At 69.3% G+C, this 19,294-nt stretch carries 17 protein-coding genes and 1 riboswitch; of the genes, 15 read left to right on the top strand and 2 right to left on the bottom strand.

Annotated elements, in window-relative coordinates; genetic code table 11:
• Window positions 1–74 precede the first annotated feature (74 nt).
• The 9 genes from FGL91_RS09900 to FGL91_RS09860 all read left to right on the top strand — a co-directional run bounded on the left by FGL91_RS09900 (window position 75) and on the right by FGL91_RS09860 (window position 9,317).
• Entirely contained in the window at window positions 75–1,598 is a 1,524-nt protein-coding gene (locus FGL91_RS09900; RefSeq protein ID WP_153243730.1) for a fumarylacetoacetate hydrolase family protein, read from the top strand.
• Window positions 1,595–2,281, top strand: coding sequence for a GntR family transcriptional regulator (locus FGL91_RS09895; protein WP_131492447.1), 687 nt, complete (start codon window positions 1,595–1,597; stop codon window positions 2,279–2,281). Before FGL91_RS09900 ends, FGL91_RS09895 begins: the two co-directional genes overlap by 4 nt.
• The gene (gene hpaE, locus FGL91_RS09890) at window positions 2,278–3,777 is read left to right on the top strand and encodes a 5-carboxymethyl-2-hydroxymuconate semialdehyde dehydrogenase (RefSeq protein ID WP_131492449.1); all 1,500 of its coding nucleotides are present in this window, start codon (window positions 2,278–2,280) and stop codon (window positions 3,775–3,777) included. The genes FGL91_RS09895 and hpaE overlap by 4 nt, the downstream gene beginning before the upstream one ends.
• A gap of 93 nt (window positions 3,778–3,870) precedes the next feature.
• The gene (gene hpaD, locus FGL91_RS09885) at window positions 3,871–5,037 is read left to right on the top strand and encodes a 3,4-dihydroxyphenylacetate 2,3-dioxygenase (protein ID WP_047522686.1); all 1,167 of its coding nucleotides are present in this window, start codon (window positions 3,871–3,873) and stop codon (window positions 5,035–5,037) included.
• A gap of 9 nt (window positions 5,038–5,046) precedes the next feature.
• The gene (locus tag FGL91_RS09880; RefSeq protein WP_047522684.1) at window positions 5,047–5,832 is read left to right on the top strand and encodes a fumarylacetoacetate hydrolase family protein; all 786 of its coding nucleotides are present in this window, start codon (window positions 5,047–5,049) and stop codon (window positions 5,830–5,832) included.
• Window positions 5,817–6,617 carry an HpcH/HpaI aldolase family protein gene (locus FGL91_RS09875; protein WP_153243729.1) on the top strand — a complete coding sequence of 267 codons (801 nt, stop codon included), beginning with the start codon at window positions 5,817–5,819 and terminating at the stop codon, window positions 6,615–6,617. Before FGL91_RS09880 ends, FGL91_RS09875 begins: the two co-directional genes overlap by 16 nt.
• A 111-nt stretch (window positions 6,618–6,728) precedes the next feature.
• Window positions 6,729–7,976, top strand: a complete 1,248-nt coding sequence (locus tag FGL91_RS09870) for an MFS transporter (RefSeq protein ID WP_134353203.1) — start codon at window positions 6,729–6,731, stop codon at window positions 7,974–7,976.
• A gap of 22 nt (window positions 7,977–7,998) precedes the next feature.
• Window positions 7,999–8,721, top strand: a complete 723-nt coding sequence (locus FGL91_RS09865; RefSeq protein WP_047522678.1) for a DUF6882 domain-containing protein — start codon at window positions 7,999–8,001, stop codon at window positions 8,719–8,721.
• A 32-nt stretch (window positions 8,722–8,753) separates the two neighbouring features.
• A complete protein-coding gene (locus tag FGL91_RS09860; protein ID WP_153243728.1) occupies window positions 8,754–9,317 on the top strand; it encodes a phage holin family protein in 564 nt (187 codons plus the stop codon).
• A gap of 46 nt (window positions 9,318–9,363) precedes the next feature.
• On the opposite strand, the gene FGL91_RS09855 is transcribed toward FGL91_RS09860, so the two are convergent.
• Together FGL91_RS09855 and glyA are read right to left on the bottom strand one after the other, a co-directional pair.
• Window positions 9,364–10,242 (bottom strand): bifunctional methylenetetrahydrofolate dehydrogenase/methenyltetrahydrofolate cyclohydrolase, encoded by an 879-nt coding sequence (locus FGL91_RS09855; RefSeq protein ID WP_153243727.1) that lies wholly within the window; start codon window positions 10,240–10,242, stop codon window positions 9,364–9,366.
• Window positions 10,239–11,513 carry a serine hydroxymethyltransferase gene (gene glyA, locus FGL91_RS09850; RefSeq protein ID WP_153243726.1) on the bottom strand — a complete coding sequence of 425 codons (1,275 nt, stop codon included), beginning with the start codon at window positions 11,511–11,513 and terminating at the stop codon, window positions 10,239–10,241. Before glyA ends, FGL91_RS09855 begins: the two co-directional genes overlap by 4 nt.
• Window positions 11,514–11,553: 40 nt before the next feature.
• A riboswitch (ZMP/ZTP riboswitch) is annotated at window positions 11,554–11,638 on the bottom strand.
• A 106-nt stretch (window positions 11,639–11,744) separates the two neighbouring features.
• Between glyA and FGL91_RS09845 the strand changes: the two genes are divergently transcribed.
• The 6 genes from FGL91_RS09845 to FGL91_RS09820 all read left to right on the top strand — a co-directional run bounded on the left by FGL91_RS09845 (window position 11,745) and on the right by FGL91_RS09820 (window position 19,288).
• The gene (locus FGL91_RS09845) at window positions 11,745–13,256 is read left to right on the top strand and encodes a family 20 glycosylhydrolase (protein WP_153243725.1); all 1,512 of its coding nucleotides are present in this window, start codon (window positions 11,745–11,747) and stop codon (window positions 13,254–13,256) included.
• Entirely contained in the window at window positions 13,253–14,422 is a 1,170-nt protein-coding gene (locus FGL91_RS09840; protein ID WP_131492465.1) for an N-acetylglucosamine-6-phosphate deacetylase, read from the top strand. The genes FGL91_RS09845 and FGL91_RS09840 overlap by 4 nt, the downstream gene beginning before the upstream one ends.
• Window positions 14,423–15,117: 695 nt before the next feature.
• Window positions 15,118–17,118: a sigma-70 family RNA polymerase sigma factor gene (locus FGL91_RS19260; RefSeq protein WP_153243724.1), complete on the top strand. Its 2,001-nt coding sequence runs from the start codon at window positions 15,118–15,120 to the stop codon at window positions 17,116–17,118.
• 9 nt (window positions 17,119–17,127) lie between these two features.
• Window positions 17,128–17,499, top strand: coding sequence for a YrdB family protein (locus FGL91_RS09830; protein ID WP_153243723.1), 372 nt, complete (start codon window positions 17,128–17,130; stop codon window positions 17,497–17,499).
• 24 nt (window positions 17,500–17,523) lie between these two features.
• On the top strand, window positions 17,524–18,888 hold the full coding sequence (locus tag FGL91_RS09825; protein ID WP_153243722.1) for an FAD-binding oxidoreductase: 1,365 nt from the start codon (window positions 17,524–17,526) through the stop codon (window positions 18,886–18,888).
• A complete protein-coding gene (locus FGL91_RS09820; RefSeq protein WP_153243721.1) occupies window positions 18,881–19,288 on the top strand; it encodes an NUDIX hydrolase in 408 nt (135 codons plus the stop codon). The genes FGL91_RS09825 and FGL91_RS09820 overlap by 8 nt, the downstream gene beginning before the upstream one ends.
• Window positions 19,289–19,294 lie beyond the last annotated feature (6 nt).

Genomic DNA, 19,294 nt, shown 5'->3' with positions numbered 1-19,294 from the left:
TGGTTTGTGACCGCATTGTCACGGCGCGCAGCGGAACGGATCCAAATGCTTGCCGAGGGGTGAACCGATGATATATGATTTCGAATACGACGCACAAGGCGTCGCAGACGAGCGCGAGGAGGCGCCCCGTGACGGAGACCATCAGCCGCCCCGGCAAGATCATCGCGATCCATCTGAGCTACGCGTCCCGTGCTGATCAGCGCGGCAGGCGCCCCGCCTCCCCCTCCTACTTCTTCAAGCCGGCGAGTTCCGTCGCCGCCTCGGGAGGCACGGTCGAACGCCCTGCCGGCACCGAGCTGCTCGCCTTCGAAGGGGAGATCGCCCTCGTGATCGGCACGGCGGCGCGTCGGGTCCCGCTCGCCGAGGCCTGGTCGCACGTCAGCGGGGTCACCGCATCGAACGACCTCGGCCTGTACGACCTCCGCGCGAACGACAAGGGCTCGAACGTCCGCTCCAAGGGCGGCGACGGCTACACACCGCTCGGCCCGGACGTCATCGACGCCCGCTCGGTCGACCCCGAAGCCCTCCGCGTGCGCACCTGGGTCAACGGCGAACTCCGCCAGGACGACACCACGGCGGGCCTCATCTTCCCCCTCGCGCAGCTCGTGGCCGACCTCTCCCAGCACTTCACGCTCGAACCCGGCGACGTGATCCTCACCGGCACCCCCGCCGGCTCCTCCGTCATCGTCCCCGGCGACGTCGTCGAGGTCGAGGTGGACGCCCCGACCGCTCCCGGCGCCCCGACCTCGGGCCGACTCATCACCACCGTGACGCAGGGCGATGTCCCGTTCGACGGCGACCTCGGCTCACTCCCCGCCGTGGACGATCTGCAGCGCACCGAGGCCTGGGGTTCGCGCGAGGAAGCCGGCCTCCCCCCTGTCGAGAAGGCTCCCACGCTCTCGCCCGAGCTGCGGACGCTGCTCCTCGAAGCCCCGACCGCCGGGCTCTCGGCGCAGCTCCGCAAGCGTGGCCACCACTCCTGCTTCATCGACGGGGTGTCGGTCAACATCCCGGGTCGCAAGATCGTCGGCACCGCGAAGACGCTGCGGTTCGTGCCGTTCCGCGAAGATCTCTTCACGACCCACGGCGGCGGGTACAACGCCCAGAAGCGCGCCTTCGACGCGGTCGACGAAGATGAGGTCATCGTCATCGAGGCACGGGGCGACGCCACCACGGGCACCCTCGGCGACATCCTCGCGCTTCGGGCGAAGACCCGCGGGGCGGCCGGTGTGGTCACCGATGGCGGGGTCCGCGACTTCGATGCCGTGGCCGAGATCGGTCTGCCGGTGTTCTCCCAGGGCGCGCACCCGTCGGTCCTCGGACGCAAACACGTGCCGTGGGACGTGGATGTCACGATCTCCTGCGGCGGGGCGACCGTGCAGCCCGGCGACATCATCGTCGGCGACAGCGACGGCGTGATCGTCATCCCTCCCGGACTGGCGGAAGAGGTCGCCGCCGATGCGGTCGCCCAGGAGATCGAGGACGCCTGGATCGCCGAGCAGGTCGCCGCCGGGCATCCGGTCGACGGACTGTTCCCCCTCAACGCGGAGTGGCGCGCCCGCTACGAGGCCGCCACGTCCGACCGGGGACAGCGATGACCACGGTCGCCAGCACCAGCAAGTCGGAGCAGGCGTATACCTGGATACGCTCCCGCATCGCTGCACACGTCTTCGGCCCGGGATACCGCCTGGTGCTCGGCGCGATCGCCGAGGAGCTCGACATGAGCGTGGTTCCGGTCCGGGAAGCGATCCGCCGTCTCGAAGCCGAAGGTCTCGTCACGTTCGAACGCAACGTCGGTGCGAGAGTGACGCTCGTGGACGAGAGCGAGTACGCGCACACCATGCAGACCCTGGGGCTCGTCGAAGGCGCCGCCACCGCGCTCTCCGCTCCGCTGCTCGACGCCGACGCCCTCGCCGAGGCCGCGGAGGTGAACGAGCGCATGACGCGACTGCTCGACCACTTCGACGCACACAGCTTCACGGAGTTGAACCGTCAGTTCCACTCCGTGCTGTTCGCCCCGTGCCCGAACCCGCATCTGCTCGACCTCGTCCATCGCGGCTGGGCCCGGCTCTCCGGCATCCGCGACACCACGTTCGCGTACGTCCCGGGGCGCGCCCACCACTCGGTCGACGAGCACACGCAGATCCTCGAACTCATCCGCGAAGGGGCGGACCCGCTCGAGATCGAGCTCGCCGCCCGCAACCACCGTTGGCGCACGAGGGACGCGTTCCTCGATGCGCTGCACACCCGTACCGCTCACGCCACAGGAGAACCGTCATGACTGATTCGCGCATCCCCGCCGACCTTCCCGACCACATCCAGCACTACATCGACGGCGCGTTCGTCGACTCCGTCGACGGCGACACGTTCGATGTCCTCGACCCGGTCACCAACCAGGCCTACACGACCGCCGCCGCCGGGAAGAAGGCCGACATCGACCTCGCGGTCGCCGCCGCGAGGCGTGCATTCGACGAGGGCCCCTGGCCGCGGATGCTCCCCCGCGAGCGGTCGCGCGTGCTGCACCGGATCGCGGACATCGTCGAGTCGCGCGACGCCCGCCTGGCCGAGCTCGAGTCCTACGACTCCGGCCTCCCGATCACTCAGGCTCTGGGTCAGGCCCGTCGCGCCGCCGAGAACTTCCGCTTCTTCGCGGACCTCATCGTGGCGCAGTCGGACGATGCGTTCAAGGTTCCCGGCCGCCAGATGAACTACGTCAACCGCAAGCCGATCGGCGTCGCGGGCCTCATCACGCCCTGGAACACGCCCTTCATGCTCGAGTCGTGGAAGCTCGGCCCCGCGCTCGCGACCGGCAACACGGTCGTGCTCAAGCCCGCCGAGTTCACCCCGCTGTCCGCCTCGCTGTGGGCGGGCATCTTCGAGGAGGCCGGTCTTCCGCAGGGTGTCTTCAACCTGGTGAACGGCCTGGGCGAAGACGCGGGCGACGCGCTGGTCAAGCACCCCGACGTGCCGCTCATCTCCTTCACGGGCGAGAGCCGCACCGGACAGATCATCTTCGGCAACGCGGCCCCGTTCCTCAAGGGCCTGTCGATGGAGCTCGGTGGAAAGTCGCCGGCCGTGGTCTTCGCCGACGCCGACCTGGAAGCGGCCGTCGACGCCACGATCTTCGGCGTGTTCTCCCTCAACGGCGAGCGCTGCACGGCAGGATCCCGCATCCTCGTCGAGCGCTCGATCTACGAGGAGTTCGTGGAGCGCTACGCGGCGCAGGCGAAGCGCGTGAAGGTCGGCTACCCCCACGATCCGGCCACCGAGGTCGGCGCGCTCGTCCACCCCGAGCACTACGACAAGGTGATGAGCTACGTCGAGATCGGCAAGACGGAGGGGCGCCTGGTCGCCGGTGGCGGTCGTCCGGAAGGCTTCGAGGAGGGCAACTTCGTCGCCCCCACCGTGTTCGCCGACGTGTCCCCCGACGCCCGCATCTTCCAGGAGGAGATCTTCGGGCCGGTCGTCGCGATCACGCCGTTCGACTCCGACGAGGAGGCACTGTCGCTCGCGAACAACACGAAGTACGGGCTCGCCGCCTACATCTGGACCAACGACCTCAAGCGCGCACACAACTTCGCGCAGTCCGTCGAGGCCGGCATGGTCTGGCTGAACAGCAACAACGTGCGCGACCTCCGCACCCCGTTCGGCGGTGTGAAGGCCTCGGGCCTCGGCCATGAGGGCGGCTACCGCTCGATCGACTTCTACACCGACCAGCAGAGCGTGCACATCACGCTCGCGGCCCACTCGCACAACCCGACCTTCGGCAAGAACTGACCCTCTCCCCACGCTCCGGTCGCGATATGTCACCCTATTCGGCTCAGAACGCTGACATATCGCGACCGGAACCCCCAAAGCAAGGACGCTGACATGACCGACAAGACCGCAAAGACCCTGACCTCCTCGGGCTACTACGTGAGCCAGGAGGCACCGATCCAATCGGACAACCCTGTCACGACCCCGAAGAGCACGCCACCGGACATCCTGCGGTGCGCGTACATGGAGATCGTGGTCACCGACCTGGCCGCCTCGCGACAGTTCTACGTCGACATCCTCGGCCTGTACGTGACCGAGGAGGACGAGCAGGCGATCTACCTGCGCTCGACCGAGGAGTTCATCCACCACAACCTGATCCTGCGTCAGGGGCCGATCGCCGCCGTGGCCGCGTTCTCCTACCGGGTGCGCACGCCCGAAGACCTCGACCGCGCCGTCGAGTTCTACACCGAACTGGGCTGCGACGTCCGCCGCAACGAGAACGGCTTCGTCAAGGGCATCGGCGACTCCGTGCGTGTCGTCGACCCGCTCGGCTTCCCCTATGAGTTCTTCTACGCCACGGATCACGTCGAGCGTCTGTCGTGGCGCTACGACCTGCACACCCCCGGTGAGCTCGTGCGTCTGGATCACTTCAACCAGGTCACCCCCGATGTGCCGCGCGCGGTGCGGCACTACCAGGACCTGGGCTTCCGGGTCACCGAGGATATCCAGGACGACGAAGGCACCGTCTACGCCGCCTGGCTGCGCCGCAAGCCGACCGTCCACGACACCGCGACCACCGGAGGCGACGGTCCGCGCATGCACCATGTGGCCTTCGCCACGCACGAGAAGCACAACATCCTCGCGATCTGCGACAAGCTCGGTGCTCTGCGCCGGTCGGACGCGATCGAGCGAGGCCCGGGTCGTCACGGCGTCTCGAACGCGTTCTACCTGTACCTGCGCGACCCCGACGGCCACCGTGTCGAGATCTACACGCAGGACTACTACACGGGCGACCCCGACAACCCGGTCGTGACGTGGGATGTGCATGACAACCAGCGCCGCGACTGGTGGGGCACCCCGGTCGTGCCCTCCTGGTACACCGACGCCTCGCTCGTGCTCGACCTCGATGGCAACCCGCAGCCCGTGACCGCGCGAACCGACTCCAGCGAGATGGCGGTGACCATCGGCGCCGACGGCTTCTCGTACACGCGTGCCGACGAAGGCGAGAAGTCGATGCCCGAGTACAAGCAGGGCGAGTACAAGCTGGGCCACCAGCTCTAGGAGGCACGGATGCTGTCAGAGGAGACGATCGCGCAGATCGCCGCAGAACTCGCGGAAGCCGATCGCACGCACGCGGTGATCCCGCGGATCACGGCGCGATACCCGGAGGCCACGGTCGAGGATTCGTACGCGATCCAGGGCGTCTGGCGCGACACCCAGATCGCCGCGGGGCGCCGCCTCGTCGGGCGCAAGATCGGTCTGACGTCGAAGGCGATGCAGCAGGCGACGGGTATCACCGAGCCGGACTACGGGGTGATGTTCGACGACACCGTCCACGAGTCGGGCGCAGAGATCCCGGTCGACCATTTCTCGAACGTGCGCATCGAGGTCGAGCTGGCGTTCGTGCTGAAGAAGCCGCTCGAGGGGCCGGACTGCACCCTCGAGGATGCCCTGGAGGCGATCGACTACGCCGTCCCGGCACTCGAGGTGCTGAACTCCCACATCGAGCTCGAGGGGCGCACGATCGTCGACACGATCAGCGACAACGCCGCCTACGGCGCGATGGTTCTCGGAACGGTCCACCGTCGTCCGGACGAGATCGATCTGCGATGGGTGCCGGGGGTCCTCTCCCGCAACGGCGAGATCGAGGAGACGGGGGTCGCCGCCGGAGTGCTCGGCCACCCGGCCACCGGAGTGGCGTGGCTCGCCAACAAGTTCCATCAGCACGGCGCGCGTCTCGAGGCGGGCGAGATCATCCTGGCAGGATCGTTCACGCGCCCGATGTGGGTGTCGCGCGGCGATGACGTGCTGTGCGACTACGGACCGATGGGAACTGTCGCATGTCGCTTCGTCTAGATCCGTCGTTCCGAGAGCAGCTCGCCGCCACCGATCGTCCGTCCGTGGGGATGTGGGTCTGCTCGGGCAGCCCGCTCCTCGCCGAGGTCGCCGCAGGCTCAGGACTCGACTGGCTGCTGATTGACATGGAGCACTCGGCGAACACCCTCGACACGGTGCTCCTGCAGCTCCAGGCGGTCGCCGCGTACCCGATCACCCCGGTCGTGCGCGTCCCCTCCAACGACACCGTCGCGATCAAACAGGTCCTCGATCTCGGGGCGCAGAACCTGATCGTCCCGATGGTGTCATCCGCCCCGGAGGCACGCGCCGCGGTCGCCGCCACCCGCTATCCCCCGGCCGGCGTCCGCGGGGTGGGCAGTGCGCTCGCACGCAGTGCCCGGTGGAACCGCGTCGACGACTACCTTCAGGAGTCCGCGCAGCACACCTCCCTCACGGTCCAGATCGAGACGACCGCCGGGGTCGACGCCGCTGCCGAGATCGCCGCGGTCGACGGTGTCGATGCGGTGTTCGTCGGTCCGTCCGACCTCTCCGCCTCGATGGGCCTGCTCGGTCAGCAGACCCATCCCGACGTCACGGCTGCGGTCAAGACCGTGTTCGATGCCGTCACGGCCGCCGGGAAACCGGTGGGTGTCAACGCCTTCGACCCCGCCACGGCGGACGCCTACCTCGCCGCCGGTGCCGACTTCGTGGCGGTCGGCGCGGACGTCGCACTGCTCGCCCGTGCCTCCGAGGCCCTCGCCGCACGCTTCATCCGTGCGGACGGGACCGCACGCGCCAGCTACTGACCCTTCGCATCGCGCAACCGGCTGCCTCGGCGGCCTGGAGGGGAGCATGTGCGCGATTCGAAGGTGCCCGCCGTGGCAAGATGATCGGATGCGCACGAGCGAGTCCAGGAGATGATCCGCGGCCTCGCCGCGATGCAGGACCGGAACTTCCGCTGGTTCTTCCTGGCACGCGCGATCACCATGATCACCGGCTCGATGTCGTCGATCGCACTCGCGTTCGCCGTGCTGGAGATCGACAACGACGCGCGTTCGCTGTCCTTCGTCCTCACCGCGTTCACCGTCAGCAACATCGTGTTCGTGCTGTTCGGCGGCGTCATCGCCGACCGTCTGCCGCGCGCTCTGATCATCCAGGCCTGCTACGTGGTGGACATCCTGTCCATCGGCGCGATCGCGGCCCTCCTGTTCACCGGCAATGCGACGATTCCGCTGCTCGTGCTGCTCTCGATCGTCAACGGTGCTTCGACCGCCTTCGTGCTCCCCGCGATGCAGGGCATCATCCCGCAGCTCACGACCCCCGAGCATCTGCAACAGGCCAACGCGATGCTGTCGTTCGTCCGTTCCGCCGTCACGATCGGCGGTCCGGTCCTGGCCGGGATCCTCGTGGCCACGGCCGGCCCCGCGTGGGCGATGGTGGTCCAGGCCGCGGGCTGGGCGGTCGCGATCCCGGTGCTCGCGCTCGTGAAGCTGCCGCCGCCCTCGCATGCCGGCGGCACCACGATGTTCCATGACCTGCGGATCGGGTGGCGGGAGTTCTGGAGCCGCTCCTGGTTGTGGACGGTCGTGCTGGCCTTCATGGTCATGAACGCGATCCACATCGGTGCCTGGGGCGTGGTCGGCCCCTACATCGCGAAGAACAACGACCTCCTCGGGATCACGGGGTGGGGATGGGTGCTCAGCGCCGAGGGTGCCGGCGTGCTGCTGATGACACTGCTGCTGATGTGGTTCCCGCTGCGGAGACCGCTGCGCTACGGCATGATCGGCATCGCCGCGTTCGCGATCCCGGTGACGATACTGGGCGTCCATCCCGCCGTGGTCCTCCTCGCGATGGCCGCCTTCATCGCGGGTGCCGGCGCCGAGGTCTTCAGCACCGGATGGAACCTCGCGATGATGGAGAACATCCCCGGCGAGAAACTCTCCCGGGTCGCGAGCTACGACATGCTCGGCAGCTTCGTCGTGATGCCGATCGGCACGCTGATCTACGGCTGGCTGATCACGCACGCGGATCCTGCGACCGTGCTCGTGACCTCGGGCGTCGTCTACGCGTCGATCGCACTGGTCACCCTGATGGTGCCGAGTGTCTGGCGGATGGGTCGACCGGAAGCGGTCACGAAGACCCCGGCCGAACTAGCGGATTCATAGCATCTCCGGGGAGACTGTCGGCATGACCTACGCCGCGCTCCAGCCCCTCGCCGACCGTGCCGCTCTGTTCGTCGCGCTCCGCCAGGACGCCCTCTCCGCCGCCGCCGATGCCCTCGGCGAGCACCGCTGGGACGCGGACATGGCGCAGGGAACGCTCACCTTCACCGCGAACGACGACCCGTCGCGCCAGCTCGTCACACGCGCGCACCTGATCGCCACGATCGCACCGGGGCCGCGCTCGCTGCTCTGGGCCTGGGCTCATCCCAGTGGAGACCCGCAGGGCATCGCGACGCAGCTGCACACCTACGGCACCGCGCACGGCATCACCGAACTGACCACGCCGGAGGTGCCGTTCCCCGCCGAAGCCTCGGGCGACGACGAGTGGATCGCGCAGGCCGCGCACACGGTCGGCGGCGCAGCGGTCGAGCTCACCGGACGCTCGCCCTACTACTCGGCCCCCGTCGGCAACGGCACCCGGGCGGTGTTCCTGCTCGACGCTCCGCTCGCGCCGCTCACCGTCGCGGTGGCCGTCGTCGCGCTGCCCCGCGTGCTCTCGGGAATGGATCTCTCCGACGCCCGCACGGCGGTGTGGGACCTCGCGCGGCTCGCAGGCTGGACCCTCACCTGGACCGACGAGTCCTTCTCGGGCGCGATCGTCACGGATGCCTCCGGGACGGCGACGTTCCGCTTCGACGAGCAGGCCCGCATCAGCGGCATCGAGAGCACCCTCACCGCACAGGGGTGAGTCCGCGAAGGCGGATGTGGGATTCTGGTCGCATGAAGAACGGAATCGTGCGATTCGTCGCGCTCGCGGTGTTCAACGTCGCCGTGCTGCTGCTGATCGGCGTGCTGCTGCCCGGTGTCTCGGTGGGCCTGAACGCCCTGTGGGCGTCGGTCGTCCTGACCCTCGCCGCTCTCTTCGTGAAACCTCTGCTGGCAGGTGCGTTCCGCAAGTCGGCGGCGAAGTCCGCCGCCGAGCGCACGAAGGCCGGCGAGAAGGTCGTGCAGTACGTGCTCGTGTACGTCGTCGAGCTCATCATCTGGGTGCTCACGGTGTGGCTGAGCGGCGTCCGCGCCTCGGGATTCTGGGGCTTCGTGCTCCCGCCGGTCGCTCTGCTCCTCGGCTGGGTGATCTACGACCGGATCGATGACAGGATGCGGGCCAAGACCGCGGAGATCTATGACTCCGTGCAGGCGAAGGTGAGGGGCGGCAGCCGGTCGAAGCCCGCCCCCGCCACGAACACCGCGGCGTCGGAGTCGCCGGAGACGGCGGCTGCCCGCGAAGAGCTCCGCGACGGCCTGACCCCCGAACAGCGTCGGATGCTCGACGAACTCGGCTGACCGTCGTCCGGAGGGATGCGCCACGCGGGCACCCCTCCGGAAGCGATCAGGCGAGCCGCTCTGCGGCCTCCACGACGTTCGTCATGAGCAGGGCGACGGTCATCGGGCCGACGCCACCCGGGTTCGGGGAAAGGTACCCGGCGATGTCCGCGACGCCGGGCGCCACATCGCCGAACACCAGGTTCTTGCCGGTCTCCGGGTCGGTCTCCCGGGTCACACCGACGTCGAGCACTGCTGCCCCCGGCTTGACGTCTTCGGGACGGATGAGGTGCTTGACGCCCGCGGCCGCGACGATGACGTCGGCCTCCCGCAGGTAGCGAGGCATGTCGACCGTGCCCGTGTGGGTCAGCGTGACCGTGGCGTTCAGGTCGCGACGGGTGAGCAGGAGCCCGATCGAACGGCCGATCGTGACCCCGCGGCCGACCACGACCACGTGCTTGCCCCTGAGGTCGTAGTCGTTGCGCAGCAGCAGCTCGATCACGCCGCGCGGTGTGCAGGGCAACGGCGTGTGGATCGGACCGTTGACGTTGAGCACCAGGCGGCCGAGGTTGGTCGGGTGCAGACCGTCGGCGTCCTTCGCCGGGTCGATCCGCTCGAGGATGGCGTCCGTGTCGAGGTGCTTCGGAAGAGGCAGCTGCACGATGTACCCGTGGCACGCGGGATCGGCGTTGAGCTCGTCGATCAGCGCCTCGACCTCGGCCTGCGTGGCGTCCGCCGGGAGCTCCCGCTGGATCGAGTTCATCCCGATGCTCTCGGACTGCCGGTGCTTCATGCCCACGTAGAGCTGCGAGGCGGGGTCGGCGCCGACGAGCACCGTCGCGATGCCCGGGGTGATCCCCTTCGCCTTCAGCGCGGCTACCCGCTCGGTGAGCTCCGCACGGATCGCGGCCGATGCGGCCTTCCCGTCCAGGATCTTCGCGGTCACTGCTGCAGGTCCGGGTAGAGCGGGAACGCGGCGGCCAGGGCGTCGACGCGGGCACGCAGCGACTCCACGTCCGCACCGGGGAGCAGTGCGAGCGCGATGATGTCGGCGACCTCGGTGAACTCGGCGTCCCCGAAACCGCGGGTCGCGAGTGCGGGCGTGCCGATGCGCAGACCCGAGGTGACCATCGGCGGGCGCGGGTCGTTCGGGACCGCGTTGCGGTTCACGGTGATGTGGATGTCGTGCAGGAGGTCTTCTGCCTGCTTGCCGTCGATCTCGGCATCACGCAGGTCGACCAGCACCAGGTGCACATCGGTGCCGCCCGAGCGCACGGCGATACCGGCATCCTTCAGGTCCTGCATCGACAGACGCTCGGCGATGAGCGCGGCACCGCGCAGCACGCGCTCCTGGCGCTCCTTGAACTCGGGCGTGCCTGCGAGCTTGAACGCGGTCGCCTTGGCGGCGATCACGTGCATGAGCGGCCCGCCCTGCTGGCCCGGGAACACGGCGGAGTTGATCTTCTTGGCGATGTCGGCGTCGTTGGTGAGGATGAAGCCCGAGCGCGGCCCGCCGATCGTCTTGTGCACGGTCGACGAGACGACGTGGGCGTGGGGCACCGGGTTCGGGTGCAGGCCCGCGGCCACCAGACCCGCGAAGTGCGCCATGTCGACCCAGAGCAGAGCCCCGACCTCGTCGGCGATCTCGCGGAACGCCGCGAAGTCCATCGTGCGCGGGTAGGCCGACCAGCCGGCGATGATGACCTTGGGTCGGTGCTCGATCGCGAGACGGCGCACCTCCGCCATGTCGATCGTCGAGGTCTCGGGGTCGACACCGTACGCGACGATGTCGTACAGACGACCCGAGAAGTTGATCTTCATGCCGTGCGTCAGGTGACCACCCTGGTCGAGGGAGAGGCCGAGCAGGGTGTCGCCGGGGCGGGCGATGGCATGGAGGACCGCGGCGTTGGCGGAGGCACCGGAGTGCGGCTGCACGTTCGCGAACTCGGCACCGAACAGGCTCTTCGCCCGCTCGATCGCGAGGGACTCGGCGACGTCGACCTCTTCACAGCCGCCGTAGTACCGACGCCCGGGGTAGCCCTCGGCGTACTTGTTCGTGAGCACCGAGCCCTGCGACTGCAGCACCGAGACGGGAACGAAGTTCTCGGAGGCGATCATCTCTAGGAAGGTCTGCTGACGCTTCAGCTCACGGTCGAGGACCTGAGCGATCTCCGGATCGACTTCGGCGAGCGGGGCGTTGAAGTAACGGTCGGTCATGATGACGTGCTCCTTTGACAACGGATTCGAAAGGGGTGTTCCTATCGGCCCAGGCGCGCGGTCGAATTCCGTGGTCAGTCGCTCCCCGGTGGTAGTCCACCCAGACGCCAGTCGCGACGGTTACGAGCATAGCCGATGCCGGAGCCGTCGCACGCGGTCGCGACGACGACGGCGCAGAATCGTTTCGATTCCCCCATTCCCTCCTGCCACGACGACCGGTAGGTTTTGTTCATGGTCCTTCCTCATCCTCTTCCGCTCGTCCCTGCGCCCGTGTCCGCCGTCGCACGGGAGGAACGGATGCCGCTCACCGCGACGACGCGCGTGCTCGGCTCCTCCCCGGCCGCCGCACAGCTGGTCGACGCGATCGAACGCCGCACCGGAATCCGCCTCGCCCTCGTCGATGAGGCCGACGCCGAGATCGAGCTCCTCGTCGACCCCGCCTCCTCCGCACCCGAGGGCTACACGCTCGAGATCGGAGAGCGGGCGATCCTCGTCGGCGCCGACGAGGCCGGGCTCTTCTACGGCGTCCAGACCTTGCTGCAGCTGCTGCGCCAGGAGGACTCCGGCTGGGCGCTGCTCGGTGCCGACGTCGCCGACTCCCCGCGCTTCGCCCGACGAGGTGTCATGCTCGATGTGGCTCGGCACTTCTTCGGCGTCGACGACGTGAAGAAGTTCATCGACAGCACCAGCGCCCTGAAGTTCAACCACCTGCACCTGCACCTGACCGACGACCAGGGATGGCGCGTGCACATCGACTCCTGGCCGTTGCTCACCGAGCGGGCGGCCGGCACCTCCGCGAACGGAGACCCGGGTGGCTTCTACACGAAGGACGACTACCGCGAGATCGTGGCCTACGCCGCCTCGCGTCACATGATCGTGATCCCCGAGATCGATCTGCCCGGCCACACCCACGCGATCGGCGTCGCCTACCCCGAGCTCGTCGAGGCACCCGTGCTGAACGACAACCTGATCGCGGACTCCGCTCGCCTCGGCCAGCCGCTGCCCGTCGCCGGCGAGACGTACCTCGGCTGGGGCGTCGGTCACTCGAGCGTCCGCATCCACGACGAGCGCACCTACGCGTTCGTGCGCGACGTCGTCCGCGAGCTCGCCGAGATGACCCCGGGACCGTACATCCACGTGGGAGGCGACGAATCGCTCGGCACCCCGCAGGCCGACTTCGACCTGTTCGCCGAGCGCGCCACCGCGATCGTCGTCGAGGCCGGCAAGACGCCGGTCGCCTGGCACGAGATGGGCTCGGCCGCAGACATCGCCGAGGGCACCGTCGGCCAGTACTGGGGCAAGACCACCCCCGAGGGCACGCACGCCGAGGAGGCCGCCCACTTCGTCGAGCGCGGCGGCGCGCTGATCATGTCGGCGGCGAACGTCACCTACCTCGACATGAAGTACTCCGAGGACTTCCCCCTCGGCCTCACCTGGGCGGCCATCATCGACGTCCGCTCCGCGTATGAGTGGGAACCGACCTCCGTCCTCGACGTGCCGGACGCCGCGATCCTCGGCGTGGAGGCTCCGCTCTGGTCCGAGACCACCCGGACCCTCGCCGAGGTCGAACAGCTGGTCTTCCCCCGGGCGGCAGCGCAGGCCGAAGTGGCCTGGTCGCCGCAGGGAGGCCCGGAACGCACCTGGGAGTCCTTCCGCGTCCGGGTCGGGGCGCTCGCGCCGCTGTGGAAAGCTGAGGGGGTCGACTTCCACCCCGCAGAAGAAATCCCCTGGAGCGAACGTTGAGCACCCACTCCTCCGCGACCGGCTCGCTGGTCATCCATTCGGCACGCATCGTCGACGGCGGCGCGATCACCGAAGACGCCTGGGTCCGGATCGAGGAGGGCACCGTCGCAGCCCGCGGCACCGGTTCGGACTGGACATCGGCGGATGCAGTCGTCGATGCCACGTCCGTCGCCGGAGCGGGCGCCCTGCTCACCCCCGGCTTCGTGGACATCCACGGGCACGGCGGAGCCGGAGCGTCGTTCGACGACGGCGTCGACGCCATCCGCATCGGTCGCGACCTGCATCGCGCCCACGGCACCACGCGCGCCGTCGTTTCCCTGGTGACCGCATCGGTGGATTCGCTCGCACGGAACGTCGCCCTGATCGCCGACCTGACCGAGACGGACGCCGACATCCTCGGCTCCCACCTCGAGGGCCCGTTCCTCGACCCCGGCCATCACGGCGCTCATGAGCCGTCGCTGCTGCGCCATCCGGTCGCCGCGGACGTCGCACGACTGCTGGATGCCGGGCGAGGCACGGTCCGCCAGGTGACGATCGCACCGGAGCTCCCCGGCGCGCTCGACGCGATCAGGCAGATCGTGGCCGCAGGCTCGGCGGCCGCAGTGGGTCACACCGACGCGGATGCCGCGACGGCTGTCGCCGCTTTCGAGGCCGGTGCTTCGATCCTCACCCACGCCTTCAACGCGATGCCGGGCATCCACCATCGTGCGCCGGGCCCGGTGCTGGCCGCTGCGGCGGATCACCGGGTCGTGCTCGAGGCGATCGCCGACGACGTGCACCTCGATCCGCACGTCGTCAAGCTCGTGTTCGACGCGGCACCCGGTCGGGTCGCGCTCGTCACCGATGCGATGGCCGCGGCGGGAAGCGCCGACGGCCACTACGACCTCGGCGCGGTCAGCGTCACGGTGAAGAACGGCGTGGCCAGGGCGGATGACACCGGCTCGATCGCCGGCTCGACGCTCACCCAGGACGTCGCACTGCAGCGCGCGGTCGCTGCCGGCGTGACCCTCGAAGAGGCCGTGCGGGCGCTCACCGAGACCCCGGCACGGGCGATCGGACGCGGCGCTGTGCTCGGTGGCCTGCGCCCCGGCATGCTCGGCGACGTCGTGCTGCTGGATGCGGAACTGCGCGTCGCGCGTGTCTGGTCAGGACCCCGACTCGCCTAGGTCCTGCGTCGCGCGCGACGCACAGCTCTGCGCTCTCCGGTCGTGCGTGCACAGGGCGGGGGGCCGCCGTTCCCCAGATCGGCGGCCCGTCCCCTGCAGAGACGGGCGGCCGGGAACTCCTCCCCCGAGGCTCCCGACCGACCCACCGGCGCATTCACCCCTCGCACCAGTGCCTGAACCCGCCCCCCGGAGGAGTTCTTCGTGGCTGTCTCTCTGTGATGAGACGACGGTCTCATCGATTCATTACGCGACTTCGTGAAAAATCTTCGAGAAGTTCTTTCCGTCGCTCACCCGGTGTGGGCGGGAGGCCGCCGTTCCCCCGAACGGCGGCCTCGCTCCCCCTCCTGAGACGGACGGGCGGGGTACCTCCCCCGAGGCCCCGACCGCCCTACCGAAGCGAATACCGCTCGCACCGGCGCCTGGACTCCGCCCCCGGAGTCCGATTCGGCTGTCCTAACGATGAGACGGTCGCACCACGGATTCACTACGCGACTTCGCGAAATTCTTCGAGAAACAGCGTTTCCATGCTCGGACGCGGACCGGATCCGCCGACGCGCGCCCCCGGAAGTCTGCGTACTTCGTGGGAAAGAGTGGCTTCCCTGGGAGATTCGCGAGAGACTGGAAAAGTCGCGTGATGAGCGGCGCCTCCACGCGTCTCACCCTGTAGAGGCGCAACCGCGCCCAGCGACAGATGGATGATTGTGCACGAAGAGAACTCGAGTCACGACGAACTGATCGGTGATGCCGACCTGATCCTCCGCGCCCGTTCGGGCGACACGGGGGCCTTCGGCGAACTCTGGCGACGCCACTACCCCTCGGGAATCACGGTCGCCCGATCCATCACGTCATCGATCGACCCGGATGACCTGGTGCAGGAGGCGTACACACGCATCTACCAGGCGATCATCAAGGGCGGCGGACCGAACGGGTCGTTCCGCGCCTACCTGTTCACGAGCATCCGCAACACCGCGGCAGGCTGGGGACGCGCCCGTCGCGAGACCGCGATCGACGAACTCGACACCGTCGCCGACCCCGAGACCACCGACCAGGCGGCGAACGAGGCGCTCGACCGGAGCCTCACCGCGCAGGCGTTCCGCAGTCTTCCCACCCGCTGGCAGGAAGTGCTGTGGTACACCGAGATCGAGCAGATGAAGCCGCAGGAGGTCGGTCACCTCCTCGGGATGAAGTCCGGTGCCGTGTCGCAACTGGCATTCCGTGCACGTGAGGGTCTCCGCGAAGCGTGGATCCAGGCGCATCTGCGCAGCGCCGAAGACGGCTCCGAATGCCAGTGGACCATCGAGCATCTGGGCGCCTACTCGCGGGGCAACCTCAGCACGCGCGACCACAAGCGACTCGAACTGCATCTCGACGACTGCGCGCGCTGCATGATCGTCGCTGCCGAGGCCAAGGATGTCTCGCAGCGTCTCGCCCTCGTTCTGCTTCCTCTCGTGCTGGGTGTCGCCGGCGCCTCGGGCTACCTCGCGATCCTGCAAGGCGCAGGCGCCCCGATCGTCGCTCTCGCGGCCATGCCGTCCAGCATTCCCGGTGCCGTCTTCGGCGGCGACGGAGGAGCCGGGGCCGTCGCCGCAGGCACGGCCGCCTCCGGCGCGGGCGCGGGTTCCGGCGGCGGCGCAGGTTCGGGCGGCGCCGCAGGTGGCGGTGCCGGTGGCGCGGGTGCCTCCGGCGGAGTCTTCACCGGGATCGGCGCACTCGTGGGAGCGGGATCCGCGGCTCTGGTCGTGGCCGGCGTCGTCGCTGCGGCGACGATCCTCCCCGGACTCGCCGGAGCGAACCCGGAGACGTCGCTGCCCAGTGCCGGCGACACCGACCCGTCGTCGATCACCTCGGACGTCGGACCCGATGAGTCGATAACGCTCGACGAACCTGTCGTGATCGACGGGCCGGTCACCCCTCCGCCTGCGCCGGTCCCTCCTGTGGAGGAGACCAGGACGCCCGCCGCGGACGCGGCCCCACCGGTCGAGACCCCTCCGGTCGCCCCGGTGACCCCGGTGGCCCCGGTGGCTCCGGTCGCGCCTCCCGAGCCGGTCGACCCCGTGCCTCCCGTCGATCCCCCGGACCCCGAGGTCGCGGAGTATCCCGTGATCATCTTCGGTGCGCCGGGCGCGACCGTCGAGGGACTGCTCGACGACAGCCCGGACGGCGGCGACACCATCGTCCTCGATGAGTTCGGCCAGGGGACGCTCGTCTTCTCGCCGAGCGTCGCTCAGAACGCCGCGCCCGAGGCGACGAAGGTCACCGTCACCCACACGCCCCCCGTGGGACAACAGGCGTTGATCCACCTGCCGCTGCGGGACTTCACTCCTGAGGGCGGCGTCATCGGGATCCGGTTCCTGGGCGACTGGGAGATTCCGCCGACGGAGGAGCCGGACACCGAGGACCCCGCGACCGAGGAACCGAACCCCGAGGACCCCCCGGCAGAGGAGCCCCCGGCAGAAGAGACGCCGGTCGACGAGTCCACGAACGACACGACGCCGACGGACGACACGACACCTGCCGACGAGACCCCCGTGGACCACGCACCTGCAGACGAGGAGCCCACGGAGGCTACCCCGCAGGAGACGGACCCCGCCGCGGTCGAGCCTGCCGCGTCCACGGCTCCCGAATCCGCTGCGCCCGGCACCGGAGCAGCGGATGACTCCACGGCCCCGACCGAGGACGCTCCCGCCGACGAATAGACTGGATCCATGCCCTCGGATTCCGCCCCCGTCCCCGGTGTCGACCGCCCGGCCTTCTCCGTCCTCGACATCGTCCGCGCCGTCGTCCTGGTCGTCGCCGTGGCCTCGCTCGCGCTGTGGGGCTTCGCCCGCTGGGACCTCCCGTGGAACATCATCGTCGGCATCGGGGCACCCGTCATCGTGGTCGTGATCTGGGCGCTGTTCCTCTCGCCACGGGCGGTGCTCCGTGTGCACCCGTTCCTTCGCGCCGCGGTCGAGCTGCTCATCTACGTCGGTGTGACCATCGCGTGGTGGTCGATGGGACAGGCCCTGATCGGCACGGCTTTCGCGCTCGTGGCCGTGGTGTCCGGGGTGCTCAGCGGTCGGCGCGCGCTGTCGTGAGTGCCCTGTCGTGAGTGCCCTGTCGTGACTGTTCTGACGCTTCTGCGCGAGTCGCTCGGCGCGCTCATCGACACCGACGAGGCCTCGCTCGAGGAGGCCAGAGCCGATCGATCGGGTCACGCGGCACCCGGACGCCCTCTCGCCGTCGTGCATGCGGAATGCGTCGAAGACGTCCAGAAGACGATGCGCATCGCCACCGAGACCCGTACGCCGGTCGTCGTCCGCGGTGCCGGGACCGGTCTGGCCGGCGCGGCGAACGCCGGCAGCGGCGAGATCGTGCTGTCCCTGCGGCGCATGACCAAGATCCACGAGGTGCGTCCCGACGATCTGCTCGCCGTCGTCGAGCCGGGCATCCTCAACGCCGACCTCAACACCGAACTCGCACGGCACGGGCTCTGGTGGGCGCCCGACCCCGCGAGCCGCGACATCTCCACGGTCGGCGGCAATATCGCCACCGGCGCGGGCGGACTGCTGTGCGCTAAGTACGGTGTCGTGCGCGATGCCGTGCTCGGCGTCGACCTCGTCCTCGCCGACGGCAGGCTGCTGCATCTCGGGCATCGCAGCGTCAAGGGCGTGACGGGCCTCGACCTCACCGCGCTGGTCGTGGGCTCCGAGGGCACTCTGGGCGTGATGGTCGGAGCGACGCTGAAACTGCGCAGGCTCGTCCCGGGCGAGACCTGCACGATCACCGCCACCTTCCCCGGCGTCCGCGCCGCTGCGGCGGCCTCCGCCGCGGTGACCGCCGCAGGCGTGCAACCGGCGATCATGGAGCTGATGGACGCGGCCAGCCTCGCGGCCGTGCACGCGTTGCTCTCGCTCCCCGCCCCCACGTCAGGGGCGGCCCAGCTGACCATCCAGACCGATGGCCCCGCGGCCGTCGCCGAAGCCGCCACGATCGCCGAGATCCTCCGCGCCCACGAGGGGGTCACGGTCGTCTCGCGCGACCGCGCCGAAGGGGAACGGCTGCTCGCGATCCGCCGGTCCATGCACGCCGCGATGGCGTCGCTCGGCACCACACTCATCGAGGACGTCTCGGTGCCGCGCAGTGCGATGCCCGCGATGTTCGACGAGATCGCGCGCATCGAGCAGGAGTACGCGCTGACGATCCCGACCGTGGCGCACGCCGGCGACGGAAACCTGCACCCGAACTTCCTCTTCGACGGTCCTGAGGCACCGCCGGAGGTCTGGGCCGCGGCCGACGAGTTGTTCCGCGCAGCGATCCGGCTGGGCGGGACCCTGACCGGTGAGCACGGCATCGGGGTCCTCAAGCGCCGCTGGCTCGCCGACGAGCTGGGCGAGGACCAGTGGCAGCTGCAGCGTCAGATCGCCGCGGTGTTCGACCCGCTCGGCATCCTCAACCCCGGGAAGGTCTTCAGCCCCGATGCCTGACATCCACGTGAGCGCGGCCGTGATCGCGGATGACGAGGGCCGGGTCCTGGTCGTGCGCAAACAGGGGACGACCCGGTTCATGCAGCCGGGCGGCAAACCCGAGCAGGGTGAGACCGCTGCGCAGACCCTGATCCGCGAGCTGCACGAGGAACTGGGGGTGCTGCTCGACGAGTCCGACCTCCGCCCCCTCGGCACCTTCATCTCCGCGGCCGCGAACGAGCCGGGTCACCGTGTCGTGGCCGAGGCTTTCGCCGCCTCGCTCGATCCCAGGTCCGTGACGGTCCAGGCGGAGCTGGCCGAGCTGCGGTGGATCACCCCGAGCGATGTCGCGACACTTCCGCTGGCGCCCCTGAGCATCGAGCACCTGCTGCCGATCGCCTGGCCCCCGCTCGCGGACTGACCGCGT

It is taken from the genome of Microbacterium sp. CBA3102 (assembly GCF_007954505.1).
GTDB lineage: Bacteria > Actinomycetota > Actinomycetes > Actinomycetales > Microbacteriaceae > Microbacterium > Microbacterium aurugineum.
The sequence above is the reverse complement of the archived record's forward strand: the minus strand, read 5'-3'. Positions and strand labels throughout refer to the sequence as shown.